Raw genomic sequence first — 771 nt, 5'->3', positions numbered from 1 at the left:
GGTTGTACACATATTTGAATGTTCGGCGTTGAATGTCGGTGGCAGGTCGTAGCGTGATGTCATGACCCCGATCGCAGAACGTGTGCACGAGCTGGCCGCCGCGGCCGACTCCGCACTGCCGTGCGCGAGCGAGGTGGCGCGATTGTCGGGTCCCGACGAGGTGGCGCTTCTGGGTGAACTGTCGGCACTGCGGCGCCGGGTCGATGCGTCCATTGCACTCGTGGCCTCCGACATCGAACGGAAATCGGCCCGCGAGCTGGGCGCCGACTCCCTCGCGCGCAAGGCCGGGGTCCGCTCGGGCGCCGAGCTCGTGCAGAAGGCCACCGGGTCCTCCCTCGGCGATGCGAAGAAAGCGGTGCGTGTCGGGGTGATGCTCGAGACCGCCGAGGCCGTCGCGCCCGTCGCCGCTTCCGACATCGGCTCCGAGCCGCGCTCGATCGACGTGCTCTCCGCACTCGGCGGCGACTGGTCGGCGCCCATCGCGGTGGCCACCAGGAACGGGTGGCTGAGCGCTGAGATCGGCGACCGGATCCTCGGCGGCCTCGGCAAGCCCCGCGACGACGCTTCCACCCCCGCCTACCGGGCCGCGGTGCTGCGACTGATCGCCGACTGCTGGGAGGGCGAGCTCACCCCCGAAGACGCCGCACGAACGGCGAAGGCCCTACGCGCCGTGCTCGACCGGGACTGGGCGCAGCAGAACGCGACCCGCCTGTACGAGCGGCGGTCCCTGAAGCGGTCGGTGCGCGGCGACGGCATGGTGAAGTACGACCT

Annotated in this window: 1 protein-coding gene; it reads left to right on the top strand. The window is 70.4% G+C overall.

Annotated features, from left to right (window positions below; translation table 11 throughout):
* Window positions 1-61 precede the first annotated feature (61 nt).
* On the top strand, window positions 62-771 hold a 710-nt coding region (locus ACM2XV_RS15600; RefSeq protein WP_487027617.1), incomplete at its 3' end, for a hypothetical protein.

The organism is Gryllotalpicola sp. CP2-P1 (genome assembly GCF_057512245.1).
Note: the sequence above shows the minus strand (reverse complement) of the source record. Positions and strands in the feature narration are given on the sequence as shown.